Source organism: Delftia sp. NA_296.1 (genome assembly GCF_052692095.1).
This window is the reverse complement of sequence record NZ_JBQZGF010000012.1, coordinates 128,063-140,394: the sequence shown is the minus strand read 5'-3', so window position 1 is coordinate 140,394 and position 12,332 is coordinate 128,063. Positions and strand designations below refer to the sequence as shown.

The window sequence follows — 12,332 nt, the reverse complement described above, 5'->3', positions numbered from 1 at the left end:
CATGCCATGCCACATCAGCGCCCGGCCGCCTGCCGCAGGATGGAAGGAATCACGCCGCCGCTGCGCAGCAGCCCGGCCTCCAGCTGCGTCTCCACGGCGGCCGTGGCCTGCAGCGCCTGCACGCTGCCATCGCCGCGCAGTATGCGCACGGGCACGGCGCAGCGCGGCGCCAGGGCGTCGGACGGTGCATCGATCTCGATACGGTCGCCCGGCTGCAGCGCCAGTTCCTGCGGCCCCATGCCCGCAGGCAAGCGCAGCGGCACGATGCCCATGCCGATGAGGTTGGAGCGGTGGATGCGCTCGAAGCTCAGGGCCAGCACGGCACGTATGCCCAGCAGGCGCTGGCCCTTGGCGGCCCAGTCGCGCGAGGAGCCCGTGCCGTAGCGCTCGCCGGCCACCAGCACCACGGACTGGCCCGCCTTGCGGTAGCGCTGCGCGATGTCCCACAGCGGCGCGATCTCGCCCGATGGCGCATGCAGGCCATGGGCCACGGGGGCACCGGGCGCCAGCAGGTTCTTCAGCGTCTTGCTGTGAAAGGCCGCCCGCACCATCACCTCCCAGTTGCCGCGCCGCGACGCGAAGACGTTGAGATCACCCCGGTCGTCGCCGCGCTCCACCAGGAAATCGGCCACCAGGCTGTCGGGCGGGATGGCGCTGGCCGGCGAGATATGGTCCGTGGTGATGTCGTCGCCCACCACCAGCAGCGGGTGGGCCTGGTAGCGGCCCAGCTGGCTGCCCTCGGACAGCGCGGCAAAGGGCGGGCGGCGCAGCGCGGTGGACCGCGCGTCCCAGGGAAACAACGGCCCCTCGGGCGCCTTCAGCGCATGCCAGGCCGGGTTGAGCGTGGCCCGCGCGAAGTCGCGGCCGAAGTCCTGCGGGTGCAGGCCCAGCGCCAGCGCCGCCTGGACTTCCTCGCGGGTGGGCATGAGGTCGGCCAGGAACACGGGCCGGCCATCGGCTAGGTGCTGCACGGGCTCCAGGCGCAGGTTGCGGGCCGCGTCGCCGGCCAGGCCGAAGGCGATGACCAGGGACGGCGACATGATGAAGCTCAGCTCGATGTCCGGATGCACGCGGCCCGGGAAATTCCGGTTGCCCGACAAAATGGCCACGGCCTTGGCCTGGCCGGCGCGCTGGGCCTGGCGCACCGGCTCAGTCAGCGGGCCAGGGTTGCCGATGCAGGTGGTGCAGCCGTAGCCCACGATGCCGAAGCCCACGGCCTCCAGGTCCTGCAGCAGCCCGGCGCGCGCCAGATAGGAGGCAGCCGCCGGCGAGCCCGGTGCCAGCGAGGTCTTGACCCATGCGGGGACCTTCAGCCCCAGCGCCCGCGCCTTGCGCGCCACCAGCCCGGCGGCGACCAGCAGCGCGGGATCCGAGGTATTGGTGCAGCTGGTGATGGCGGCCAGCGCCACGGCATGGCGCGGCAGCCCGGCCTTCGCGCCGGACGCAACAAAGCCCACGGCCTGCAGCGCGCGGGCGCTGTCGCCATAGTCCAGCAGGTCCTGCGGGCGGCGCGGACCGGCAATGTGCCAGCCCACGGTGTCCAGGTCGATCTCGATCTGGCGTGTGTAGCGCGGCTGGGCCTGCGGATCGAACCACAGGCCCTGGGCACGCATATAGGCTTCGACCAGGGCGACGCGCTGCGGGCTGCGGCCCGTGGCGCGCAGGTAGTCAAGCGTCTGGCCATCGACCGCGAAGTAGCCCGTGGTGGCGCCGTACTCGGGCGCCATGTTGGCCACCACGCTGCGCTGGCCCGCCGTCAGCATGGACACGCCGGGGCCGAAGTACTCGACGAACTCGCCGGCCACGCCCAGGGCGCGCAGCCGCTGGGTGGCGACCAGGGCCAGGTCGCTGGCCTGCACGCCGGGGCGCAGCGCGCCGGTCAGCCGCACGCCGATGACGTCGGGGATGCGCAGCATGGTGGGCATGCCGAACATCACGGTCTGCGCCTCCAGCCCGCCAACGCCCCAGCCCAGCACGCCGATGCCGTTGACCATGGGTGTGTGGCTGTCCGTGCCCAGCATCATGTCGGGCACGGCCCAGAGCCTGCCGCCGCGCTCCTCGGTGGTCACCACGGTGGCCAGCTGCTCCAGGTTGATGGTGTGCATGATCCCCGTGCCCGGCGGGTGGATGGTCACATGGGCCAGGGCCCTGGAAGCCCAGCGCAGGAAGCGGTAGCGCTCGGCATTGCGCCGTATCTCGTGCTCCAGGTTGGCCTGGGCGGCGCCCGGCGCTGCATAGGCCTCCACGGCCAGCGAGTGGTCCACCGACACATCGACGGGCAGCACCGGATTGAGCACGGCCGGATCCACGCCCTCTTCGTGCAGGGCATCACGCATGGCCGCGATGTCGACCAGCGCCGGCGTGCTGGTGGTGTCGTGCATGAGCACGCGGCCCGGCTGGAAGGCGATCTCGGCCTCGCTGCTGCCGTGATCCAGCCAGGCCCGCAGGGCAGCCACGGCAGCGTCCCTTTCCCGCCCCTCCATGTGGCGCAGCACGTTCTCCAGCAACAACCTGAGCACCACGGGCAGGCGCGGCAGGCACTCGCCCAGCACGCCCGGCACATCGGCGGCGTGGTAGCGGACTCCGTCCAGTTCAAGGACGCGGGAAAAGGGGTTCTCGGTGTTTTCCATAGCTGATATTTTGCATTTTGAATTTCTAAAATGCAATCAAACGCCTCATCTCGCTTTCCCTGAAACCCCGGCTAAAAGGCCGCCAAGGAGTTTTGACATGTCCGCTCCCTCCCGCCGCAGCTTGCTGCGCAACCTGGGCACCGCGCTGCTCGCCGGCCTCATTGGCCTCATCAGCCTCATCGGCAACCTGCCCGCTGCGGCCCAGGACGCGCCGCAGCGCAGCATCACTCTCGTGGTTCCCTTCACGGCAGGCGGCGGCGTCGACGCCATGGCTCGGCTGCTGGCCGAGCGGCTGCGCGTGACGCTCAAGCAGCCGGTGGTGGTGGACAACAGGCCCGGCGCCAGCGGCATGCTGGGCGCAGGCGCCGTGGCACGCGCGGCGGGCGACGGCCACACGCTGCTGCTGGGCTCGGCCGGCGAAACCGCCATCGCCCCGCTGGTGCACCAGGGCCGCATGCCCTACCAGCCGTCCCGCGACCTGGCGCCCCTGACCCTGGTCACGCGCGTGCCCAACGTACTGGTGGCCTCGCCCGGCCTGCCGGCCGGCAACATCGATGAACTGGTGCGCCTGGCCAAGGCCAGCCCCGGCAAGCTCGGCTACGCCACCAGCGGCGTGGGCAATCCCCAGCACCTCAATGGCGAGCTGCTGCAGTCGCTGGCCGGCATCCGGCTGAACCACGTGCCCTACCGGGGCGCGGCCAACCAGCTGGTGGACGTATCCTCGGGCGTGGTCGAACTGGCCTTCGTCAGCTACGCGGGGGCCGCGCCCTTCATCAAGAGCGGCCGTGTCAAGGCGCTGGCGGTGACTTCAGCGCAGCGCGCCAGCTTCGCCCCCGGCATTGCCGCCATTGCCGAGTCCACGGGCCTGGCCTCCTACGACCTGGACAACTGGTTCGGCCTCTTCGCGCCCGCCTCCACGCCGCCGGCCGTCCAGGCGCGGCTGCATGCGGCGGTGGTCAATGCGCTCAAGGACCCCGCGCTGGCGCAGCGCCTGCGCGAACTGGGCGGCGAGCCCGCCCCCATGTCCCAGCAGCAGTTCAGGGACTTCATCGCCGCCGAGACCGCCAGGTACGCCGCCATCGTGACCTCGGCCCGCATCGTGGCCGAGTGAGGGCGCGCGCCCTTTCCCGGCATTTGCCTTTCCCTTCAGAAAACCACAGGAGACGACATGCAGCTTCATCCCGCGCTGGCCGCCACGGCCGCCGCCATCCTGGTCCTGGCTTCGGCCACAGCCCGATCCCAGACCGCCCCCGACGGCTACCCGGTCCGCGCCGTCACCATCGTCGTGCCCTTCGCGGCCGGCGGAAACACCGACGTCAAGACCCGGCTCGTGGCCAGGCAGCTGGCGCAGATACTGGGCCAGCCCGTGATCGTGGACAACAAGCCCGGCGCCAGCGGCAACATCGGAATGGAGTTCGTGGGCCGCGCCGCAGCCGACGGCTACACCATCGCCATGGGCAGCTTCGGGCCTCTGGCCGTCAATCCCTGGATCTATCCCAAGCTCAACTTCGATCCCAAGACCTTTGTCCCCATCATCCTGCTGGAGAAAAGCCCGCTGGTGCTGGTCACGCCCGCCGACAAGCCCTATCGCAGCGTGGCCGATGTGGTGACGGCCGCCAAGGACAGGCCGGGGCAGCTGAACATCGCCAATGCAGGGCCGGGTGGTGCGCACCATCTCTCGGCCGAGCTTTTCGAGGCGGCGGCAGGCCTGGACATGGTCGGCGTGCCCTTCAAGGGCGGTGGCCCCGCCGCCACCGCCCTGCTGTCGGGACAGGTGGACCTGATGTTCGAGCAGACCGGTGCGGCCGCGCCCTCCATACAGGCGCGCAAGATCCGCGCGCTGGGTGTGACCTCGGCACAGCGCCTGGCCATGCTCCCTGACGTGCCCACCTTCGCCGAGTCCGGCTTCCCCCAGGTCACCGTCTCCAACTGGATGGGCTATGTGGCGCCCAAAGGCACGCCGCCCGAGATCGTGGCCCGGCTCCACAAGGCGTTCGCCAAGGCCATGGACCATCCGGAAGTCCGGGAATGCATCGTCTCCCAGGGCAACGAGTTCGGCGGCGGCAGCAGCCAGGAGTTCGCCGCCTTCATCGACAGCGAAGCCGCCAAGTGGGGCCGGCTGGTGAAGGAGCGCGGAATCCGAAGGGACTGAGCGAAAGGCGGGGCCTACCCCCACCCTCGACCTATCCCTCATTGACCAGCAACGACAGCGCATGCGCCTCGGTAGGCAAAGGCACGTCCCAGCGCTGCAGCAGGCTGAGCAGGGCCGCGTTGGTCAGCGTGGTGTCGCGCGCGCGGTTGCGGGCCAGCAGGGTTGGGCGGCTGGCTTCCAGGTGCACGAGTTCCACGCGGGCGCCGTAGGCCAGGCACAGGTCCACGGTCTTGCCGCGCATCTGGCGCGACAGGTGGGTGGCATTCCAGACAAAGGGCTGGCCCGCGCGCAGCAGGGCCTTGGCCTTGTCCACGGCATGGTGGGCGGCCGCGCCCTCGTTCTGGCCGTGGCGCAGGCCCAGCTCCGTACGCGCATCGTCGAAGGAGACCACGGGCAGGTCGCCATGGTGGGCGGCCACCCAGGTGTTCTTGCCGCTGGCCGGCAGGCCGCACATGACGATGGCGCGCGAGCCGGCCTGCTCGTGCAGCGCATAGTCGGGATGCAGCTGCGCGCCGCGGAAGTAGCGCACCGCCGTCTCGGCCGAGGCAAAGCGGCGTGGCGTGCGCAGGCAGCCCTCTTCCAGCGCGAACTCGCGCACCAGTTCGATGTTGACCAGCACGGACGCAATGTCCGGACAGATGCGACCGCGCATGTCGGCCCTCGCCAGCAGCGTGAGCAAGTGCAGGTCCACCTGCCAGGACAGCTCGCGCACGATGAACTCGGGCGAGAGGCCGCGGCGCGAATCGGCAAAGGCGAAGAACGGCACCTGGTGCACGGCAATGAGGCGGCAGATGGCCTCGCGCTGGTCCACGGGCGCGCCGGCTTCCCAGAGCATGAGCCGCGCATCCAGCGCACCCCGGCGCGAATGGCCGGGCTGGCCGATGCGGCCGTCCTCGCCCACCACGGTGGTCGAGCACTTGGCCACGTCGTGCAGCAGCGCGGCCAGGAAGACCGTCTCGCGCTCGGTGGCGGTGAGCGCCGCATGGCCGGGGTCGGCCAGCAGTTCGCGCACCACCATCTGCGTGTGCGTCCAGACATCGCCTTCGCCGTGATAGACCGGGTCCTGCGGCGTGGTTTTGGCCTGCTCCAGCTGGGGGATGGCGGCCAGGCAGGCCGCGAAGTCGGGGTCGGCGCCGGGCTGCGGCACCAGGGACTGGATCTGTTTCCAGTTCGTCATGGAAATCTCCTTGCGATGGGTCTGCGCTGCAGGCCTCACCAGCTTTTTGAAATATCGGCCGCAAAGATGTCTGCGCCTTCGCGCAGCCCGTTGGGGACGATGGGCCGCTCGCTGTGGTGCGAGCCCGAGTCGAGGATGATCTGCACGAAGTCCGGCCGCACGAACTTGTAGCGCGCCACGGTCTGGCCGCCCTCCTCCACCTTGAGGTAGAGGCCTTCGGCCAGTTCGGAGCCGTCGGTCTGCCGCCAGCACAGCGGCAGGTCCAGCTTCTGGCGGGCCACCACCTGCTCGAAGGCCTGGCGCCAGCGCGCGCTGCGGCCCAGCGAGGGGGCCAGCAGCGCCAGCAGGTCCTGCATGCGCCGGGGCGCCACCCCGCTGTAGAGCACGGGCACCGAGACCACGGGCACGCCGGCCAGCAGGGCATGGCGGCGCGGCGTGTCCAGGAAGCACTGCGCCGAGCGGTCCCAGATGTCGAACTCGCAGAACCAGTGCGGCAGCGCGTCGTAGAACAGCGAGTGCTTGGCATACATCCACTCGCCGAACACCTGGTAGCGGTCGTCCAGCAGGGACAGCAGCGCGCCCTCATGGGCCTGGGCCCATTGCTTGAAGAGGTTGAACTGGCGCTCGCGCCCGCCGGGCCGCTCGCTGTCCAGGTAGTGGCCGCGCGACTGCAGCAGCAGCTGGCCGTCGTCGGCAAAGCTCAGCGCGGCGTTGGCGCCGTCGAGTTTTTCCTCGACGACGATGTGCCGGCCGGCCAGCCGCTCATAGGGCACGGCGTCGTCCTGGTCACCGGACTGCAGGCGCGAGCCGCGCAGGTGCGGCGTGCGGGGGTATTTGAGGATCTCGACGCTCGAAAGAAAGTGAGCGCCTTGGGCAATGGATGGGGTCATGTCGTGCTTTCCGAAAACGATGCAGCACCCCACGGCGACATGCCGTGGAGCGGGAAAAGCCGACGACGACGCCAGGCGCCGCAATGCAGGGGATGCAGCGACAGCGCGGCCTGGCCCGTGGCGGCCGGGCCGGCAGGCTGTCGAAGGGGAAGATGGCAGGACTGTCGGGGCCGTCCGCAAACCGGACGGTCAGCCGCAAGCCCTCAAAAGGCCACGCACCGCAGCGCACACGCAAAAGACATCCGGGGCAAGGCCAGGATCAGCGTGTGACGAAGTCGTTCAGCAGGAAGCTGTGCGGCGGGGCATGGTGCACCTCGAAAGGGTGAGGGTGGATGGGAGGGGTGCGAGTCTATCGCCCGTTGCCCCGCAGGCACAAGCGGCTGCGCACCATGCCGGGCCGATTGTTGGCTGCTAGCCACGCACGGCGGACTTGAAGGCGGCGCCCAGCGCATCCAGCGCCGCGCGCGGCCGGCCTTCGCGCACGCGGGTGTGCAGCAGCACGGGCAGGCGCGGCAGCGTGGGCAGGCCCAGGCGCGGGCCCACGTCCACGGCGCCCAGGGCCAGCATGCGCGGCGCCAGCGCGGCCACGCCCAGCCCCGCCATGACGGCGGCCGAGACAGCGGCCACGCCGCCGCCCACGAACACCTCGGTCCACGGCATGCGCGCCGTATCCAGCAGTTGCCCGGCCATGGCGCGAACGCCGCAGGGCTCGGCCAGCGTGGCCAGCGGCAAGGGCTCGCCCGCGCGGTGCTGCCAGCCGGGCGCGGCAAACCAGCCGAAGGGCTCCTCGGCCAGCAGCTCGCCGTCGTCACGCCCGGCATGCGTGCGAACGATCACCGTGTCGTACTCGCGCCGGTCAAACCCCTGCAGCAGCGGGCCGGACGATGCGATGCGGATGTCGATCAGCAGTTGCGGGTCCTGCGCATTCATGCGGGCGATCAGGGCCGGCAGCTCAGGCCCGGCCACGTGGTCGCTGATGCCGATGGTCAGCCGCTGGCGCGTGCTGACGGCCAGCGCCAGTGCGCGCTCATGGGCCTGCAGCAGTTCGCGCGCATGGGGCAGGAAGTCGGCGCCCAGCGCCGACAGCTGCACGTGGCGCGGCGTGCGCTCGACCAGCCGGCAGCCCAGCCGCTGCTCCAACCGCTTGAGCTTGAGGCTGACGGCGGCCTGCGTGGTCTGCATGGCTTCGGCCGCGCGCGTGAAGCTGCCCAGCTCCGCGATGTGCACGAAGCTCTGCACGGCATCCAGGTCAAGGGGTCGTTGAATCATTGCAATTCATTATTACTGATATCAGCAATCATGGCTTTTCAAAATAGCTGGCACGGCCTACCTTCGAGGCTCCCACAACGCAAAGCAACGCAACTCAACTCAACGCAAAGGAGCCACACCATGCCCATGACCCGGATCAACATGCGCGCCGGCAAGTCCCCCGCCTACCGCCAGGCCATCTGCGACAGCCTCTACCGCGCCATGCGCGAGACCTTCAACGTGCCGGAGGACGACCAGTTCATGACCATCACCGAGCATGACGGCGACAACTTCCGCTACGGCGCCTCCTACCTGGGCGTGGCGCGCAGCGACGATCTGGTGCTGGTGCAGCTCACGGTCAGCAACACCCGCAGCCTGGAGCAGAAGAAGGCACTGTTCCGCCGCATCGCCGAGCTGTTGGTCGAGAGCCCGGGCCTGCGGCCCGAGGACGTGTTCGTCAACCTGGTCGAGGTGGACAAGGAGAACTGGTCCATGGGCCATGGGCTCGCGCAATACGCAACTTGAAGACCTCCGAATCGGCGCAACACCGCCAGCGGCGCGCTCAGGACGGCACTGCCAGCGCCGCCACGAATTGCTGGCCCACGGCGGTGATGATCTCGGCGCGCGCCGCCGTGCGCAGCTGCACCAGGGCGATCTGCCGGCTCTCGGCGGTCTGGGCAATGGGCAGCACGCGCAGGCGCGGGTCGCCCTCCCAGCCATGCCGCGCCAGATTGGGCAGCATGGCCACGCCCATGCCGTCGCGCACCAGCTCCACGATGGTCTCGATGGAATTGAGCTCCAGGAACTCCTGGGGCTTGGCGCGCAGGCGGCGCAGCGTGCGCTCCACCAGCTCGCCCGTGTGCTCGGTGCGGTCGAAGCGGATGAAGGGATAGCGCTCCACCATGTCGGCAGGCGCCGCGGGCCGGGCGGCGCGCGGCGCCAGCAGCACCATGGGCTCGGCGTACAGCGGTGTCCAGACCAGCGAGGGGCGCTTGATGGCCGGGTTGTAGACCACCACGGCCGCATCCAGCTCATGGTTCTCCACCTGGGCGATCAGCCGGTTGGACTTGCCCGAGACCACATGCAGGTCCACCGCCGGATGGTGGCGCTTGAGCTCCAGCGTGGCGCGCACCAGCTGGCTCAGCGCCGAGACGATGGAGCCGAACTGCACGGTGCCGGCCAGCGGTGCATCGGCCCGCGTGCCGTGCTTGGCCTGCTCGTACAGCGCCACCAGTTGGGTGGCAATGGGCACCAGCGCCCGGCCCTGCTCGTTGAGCGTGACCAGCTTGCCCTGGCGCGCGAACAGCTTGCGCTTGAGGTCGTTTTCCAGCGTGCGCATCTGCAGCCCCACGGCCACCTGGGTCAGCGCCACGCGCTGTCCGGCGGCGGTGAAGGAGCCCTCCGCCGCCACGGCCAGAAAAGTGCGAAGAATGCGCAGGCTTGGCATAAAAGTTTTGCTTTCAAGATTCGTAAGAAATTCCAGCTTTCACCAAACAGTTTCTATCATCAAAATCGCTGGCAACCGATAGCCGATCGTCCTGATCGCACCCTCCCACTTCCCGGATTTCTGGAGATCTCCATGCCTGCACCCGTGTCCCGCCGCCTGCTTGTCTGCTGCGCCGCCCTGTTGACCTGCGCCACGCCCGGCTGGGCCGCGCCCGCCGCCGATGCCTGGCCCTCGCAGCCGCTGAAGATCATGGTGGGCTTTGCCGCCGGCGGCGCCAACGACATCGTGGCCCGCATCCTGGCCAAGGAGCTGCAGCAGCGCCTGGGCCAGAGCGTGGTGGTGGAGAACCGCGGCGGCGCGGGCGGCCTGATCGCCAGCGAAGTGGTGGCCAAGGCGCCCAAGAACGGCTACACGCTGCTGCTGGGCTCCATCGGCAGCAACACCGTGGCGCCCGTGCTGGCCAAGAAGCTGTCGTTCGACCCGCGCAAGGACCTGGAGCCCATCACCCTGGTGGCCGAGTCCGGCAACGCGCTGCTGGTGAACGCCGCCCTGCCCTACAAGACGGTGCAGGAAATGATCGAGGCCGCGCGCAAGGCGCCGGGCAGCATCAACTACGCATCGTCGGGCAACGGCTCCACGCTGCACCTGGCCGGCGCGCTGTTTGCCCAGCAGGCCGGCGTGAACCTGGTGCACGTGCCCTACCGCGGCAACGGCCCGGCCATCACCGATGTGTCGGGCGGCCAGGTGCAGGCCATTTTCTCGGGCATTCCGCCCGCCATCACCTCGGCCAAGACCGGCCAGACCCGCATCCTGGCCGTGACCACGAAGCAGCGCGTCAAGAACCTGCCCAACGTGCCCACCGTCGCCGAGGCCGGCCTGCCCGGCTATGCCTTCACGTCCTGGTACGGCCTGTTCACCACGGGCGGCACGGACCCGGCCATCGTCGAGCGGCTGGCCCAGGAAGTGCGCAAGATCATGGAGCGCCCCGAAGTGCAGGCCCAGTTCGAGGCCCAGGGCCTGGACCCCGAGACCAGCGACCCCAAGTCCTTCAAGCAGCAGATCGACCGCGAACTGACGCGCTGGAGCCGCGACGTGAAGACCATGGGCATTACCGCCGACTGAGGCAGGTTCTTTCATGCACGCCCCTTCCTCTCCCTTCACTCCCGGCAACCCCTACGACTCCAGGCGGGTGCCCGTGTTCGCGCGCAATGCCGTGTCCACCTCCCACCCGCTGGCGGCGCAGGCCGGCCTGCGCATGCTGTGGGCAGGCGGCAACGCGGTGGACGCGGCCATTGCGGCGGCGGCGGCCATGACCATCGTCGAGCCGGTGAGCAACGGCCTGGGCTCGGACGCCTTCTGCATCCTCTGGGATGGCAAGGAGCTGCACGGGCTCAACGCCAGCGGCCGCGCACCGCAGGGCTGGGCGCCCGAGTACTTCCACCAGCGCTACGGCCGCCAGGACAAGCCGCCGCGCCGGGGCGTGGACTCCATCACCGTGCCGGGCGCCGTCAGCGCCTGGGTGGCCCTGCACGAGCGCTTCGGCAAGCTGCCCTTTGACGCGCTGATGGAGCCGGCCGCCGAGATCGCCGAGCGCGGCTACCTGGTGCCGCCCGTGGTCCAGCAGAAATGGGCCGCAGGCGCGCCCGAGCTGCAGTCGCAGCCGGGGTTCAGGGAAAGCTTCCTGCCCCGGGGCCGCGCGCCGGAAGTGGGCGAGCTGTTCCGCTTTCCCGCCGCAGCGCGCGCCCTGCGCGCCATTGGTGCCACGCGCGGCAAGGCCTTTTATGAAGGCGAGATTGCCCGGGCCGTGACCTCGTTCGTGCAGCAGCACGGCGGCTGCCTGGGCATGGCCGACATGGCCGCGCACGAGGTGCAATGGGTGCAGCCGCTGGCCAAGGATTACCGCGGCCACACGCTGCACGAGATCCCGCCGGGCGGGCAAGGCATTGCCGCGCAGATTGCGCTGGGCATTCTGTCCAACTTCGACCTGGCCAGCCTGCCCGTGGATGGCGTGGCCTCCCAGCATCTGCAGATCGAGGCCATGAAGCTGGCCTTTGCCGACATCTACCGCTACGTGGCCGACGCGGACATGGAGGTGACGCCCGCACAGATGCTCGACGACGCCTACCTGGCCTCGCGCGCCAGGCTCATCGATCCGCGCCGTGCGCAGGACTTCAAGGCCGGCAACCCCGTGCGCGGCGGCACCATCTACCTGACGGCAGCCGACGAGAACGGCATGATGGTCAGCTTCATCCAGAGCAACTTCTCGGGCTTTGGCTCGGGCGTGGTGGAGCCGACCTTCGGCATCAGCCTGCAAAACCGCGGCCACGGCTTCGGCACCGACCCCCAGCACCCCAACCGCGCCAACCTGGTGGGCCCGGGCAAGCGCCCCTTCCACACCATCATTCCGGCCTTCCTGACCCGCGACGGCCAGCCCGTGATGAGCTTCGGCGTCATGGGCGGCAACATGCAGCCCCAGGGCCACATGCAGACTGTGGTGCGCATGCTGGACTACCGCCAGTCGCCCCAGGCGGCCTGCGATGCGCCGCGCTGGCGCGTCAACGAAGGCCTGGCCATCAACGTGGAAGGCGGCATGGACCCGGCCACCATTGCCGGCCTGCAGGCGCTGGGCCACCAGGTGGAGGTCATCCACGACCCCTACCAGGACTTCGGTGCCGGCCAGTTCATCTGGCGCATGGGCGATCCCGCCGTGGAGGGCTACCAGATCGCCAGCGACCCGCGCCGCGACGGGCTGGCGGCAGGGTACTAGAGGAAAGGGAAAGTGCGCGCG

The 12,332-nt window shown here is 69.7% G+C and carries 10 protein-coding genes; 5 read left to right on the top strand and 5 right to left on the bottom strand.

Features of this window, described 5'->3' with window-relative positions:
* Nucleotides 1-14: 14 nt before the first annotated feature.
* Nucleotides 15-2,630, bottom strand: a complete 2,616-nt coding sequence (locus ACUTR7_RS25570) for an aconitate hydratase AcnA (protein WP_445610117.1) — start codon at nt 2,628-2,630, stop codon at nt 15-17.
* Nucleotides 2,631-2,727: 97 nt separating this feature from the next.
* On the opposite strand from ACUTR7_RS25570, the gene ACUTR7_RS25565 reads away from it, so the two are divergent.
* Both ACUTR7_RS25565 and ACUTR7_RS25560 read left to right on the top strand, forming a co-directional pair.
* Nucleotides 2,728-3,741 (top strand): Bug family tripartite tricarboxylate transporter substrate binding protein, encoded by a 1,014-nt coding sequence (locus ACUTR7_RS25565; RefSeq protein ID WP_445610116.1) that lies wholly within the window; start codon nt 2,728-2,730, stop codon nt 3,739-3,741.
* Between the two features lie 57 nt (nt 3,742-3,798).
* On the top strand, nt 3,799-4,782 hold the full coding sequence (locus tag ACUTR7_RS25560) for a Bug family tripartite tricarboxylate transporter substrate binding protein (protein WP_445610115.1): 984 nt from the start codon (nt 3,799-3,801) through the stop codon (nt 4,780-4,782).
* A 31-nt stretch (nt 4,783-4,813) separates the two neighbouring features.
* On the opposite strand, the gene ACUTR7_RS25555 is transcribed toward ACUTR7_RS25560, so the two are convergent.
* The 3 genes from ACUTR7_RS25555 to ACUTR7_RS25545 all read right to left on the bottom strand — a co-directional run bounded on the left by ACUTR7_RS25555 (nt 4,814) and on the right by ACUTR7_RS25545 (nt 8,118).
* Nucleotides 4,814-5,959 carry an AAA family ATPase gene (locus ACUTR7_RS25555; protein WP_445610114.1) on the bottom strand — a complete coding sequence of 382 codons (1,146 nt, stop codon included), beginning with the start codon at nt 5,957-5,959 and terminating at the stop codon, nt 4,814-4,816.
* A gap of 35 nt (nt 5,960-5,994) precedes the next feature.
* Nucleotides 5,995-6,849: an RNA ligase family protein gene (locus ACUTR7_RS25550; protein WP_445610113.1), complete on the bottom strand. Its 855-nt coding sequence runs from the start codon at nt 6,847-6,849 to the stop codon at nt 5,995-5,997.
* 411 nt (nt 6,850-7,260) lie between these two features.
* A complete protein-coding gene (locus ACUTR7_RS25545) occupies nt 7,261-8,118 on the bottom strand; it encodes a LysR family transcriptional regulator (protein ID WP_012206359.1) in 858 nt (285 codons plus the stop codon).
* 120 nt (nt 8,119-8,238) lie between these two features.
* Between ACUTR7_RS25545 and ACUTR7_RS25540 the strand changes: the two genes are divergently transcribed.
* Entirely contained in the window at nt 8,239-8,622 is a 384-nt protein-coding gene (locus ACUTR7_RS25540; RefSeq protein WP_013801721.1) for a tautomerase family protein, read from the top strand.
* 37 nt (nt 8,623-8,659) lie between these two features.
* Here ACUTR7_RS25540 and ACUTR7_RS25535 read toward each other — a convergent pair whose 3' ends face one another.
* A complete protein-coding gene (locus tag ACUTR7_RS25535; RefSeq protein WP_141831261.1) occupies nt 8,660-9,544 on the bottom strand; it encodes a LysR family transcriptional regulator in 885 nt (294 codons plus the stop codon).
* Between the two features lie 132 nt (nt 9,545-9,676).
* On the opposite strand from ACUTR7_RS25535, the gene ACUTR7_RS25530 reads away from it, so the two are divergent.
* Nucleotides 9,677-10,666 (top strand): Bug family tripartite tricarboxylate transporter substrate binding protein, encoded by a 990-nt coding sequence (locus ACUTR7_RS25530; RefSeq protein WP_013801719.1) that lies wholly within the window; start codon nt 9,677-9,679, stop codon nt 10,664-10,666.
* 13 nt (nt 10,667-10,679) lie between these two features.
* A complete protein-coding gene (locus ACUTR7_RS25525) occupies nt 10,680-12,311 on the top strand; it encodes a gamma-glutamyltransferase family protein (RefSeq protein ID WP_445610112.1) in 1,632 nt (543 codons plus the stop codon).
* Nucleotides 12,312-12,332 lie beyond the last annotated feature (21 nt).

Bases quoted from the DNA above. Each gene is read 5' to 3' on its own strand.
- ACUTR7_RS25570 (WP_445610117.1), bottom strand. From the start codon at position 2,630: ATGGAAAACACCGAGAACCCCTTTTCCCGCGTCCTTGAACTGGACGGA.
- ACUTR7_RS25565 (WP_445610116.1), top strand. From the start codon at position 2,728: ATGTCCGCTCCCTCCCGCCGCAGCTTGCTGCGCAACCTGGGCACCGCG.
- ACUTR7_RS25560 (WP_445610115.1), top strand. From the start codon at position 3,799: ATGCAGCTTCATCCCGCGCTGGCCGCCACGGCCGCCGCCATCCTGGTC.
- ACUTR7_RS25555 (WP_445610114.1), bottom strand. From the start codon at position 5,959: ATGACGAACTGGAAACAGATCCAGTCCCTGGTGCCGCAGCCCGGCGCC.
- ACUTR7_RS25550 (WP_445610113.1), bottom strand. From the start codon at position 6,849: ATGACCCCATCCATTGCCCAAGGCGCTCACTTTCTTTCGAGCGTCGAG.
- ACUTR7_RS25545 (WP_012206359.1), bottom strand. From the start codon at position 8,118: ATGATTCAACGACCCCTTGACCTGGATGCCGTGCAGAGCTTCGTGCAC.
- ACUTR7_RS25540 (WP_013801721.1), top strand. From the start codon at position 8,239: ATGCCCATGACCCGGATCAACATGCGCGCCGGCAAGTCCCCCGCCTAC.
- ACUTR7_RS25535 (WP_141831261.1), bottom strand. From the start codon at position 9,544: ATGCCAAGCCTGCGCATTCTTCGCACTTTTCTGGCCGTGGCGGCGGAG.
- ACUTR7_RS25530 (WP_013801719.1), top strand. From the start codon at position 9,677: ATGCCTGCACCCGTGTCCCGCCGCCTGCTTGTCTGCTGCGCCGCCCTG.
- ACUTR7_RS25525 (WP_445610112.1), top strand. From the start codon at position 10,680: ATGCACGCCCCTTCCTCTCCCTTCACTCCCGGCAACCCCTACGACTCC.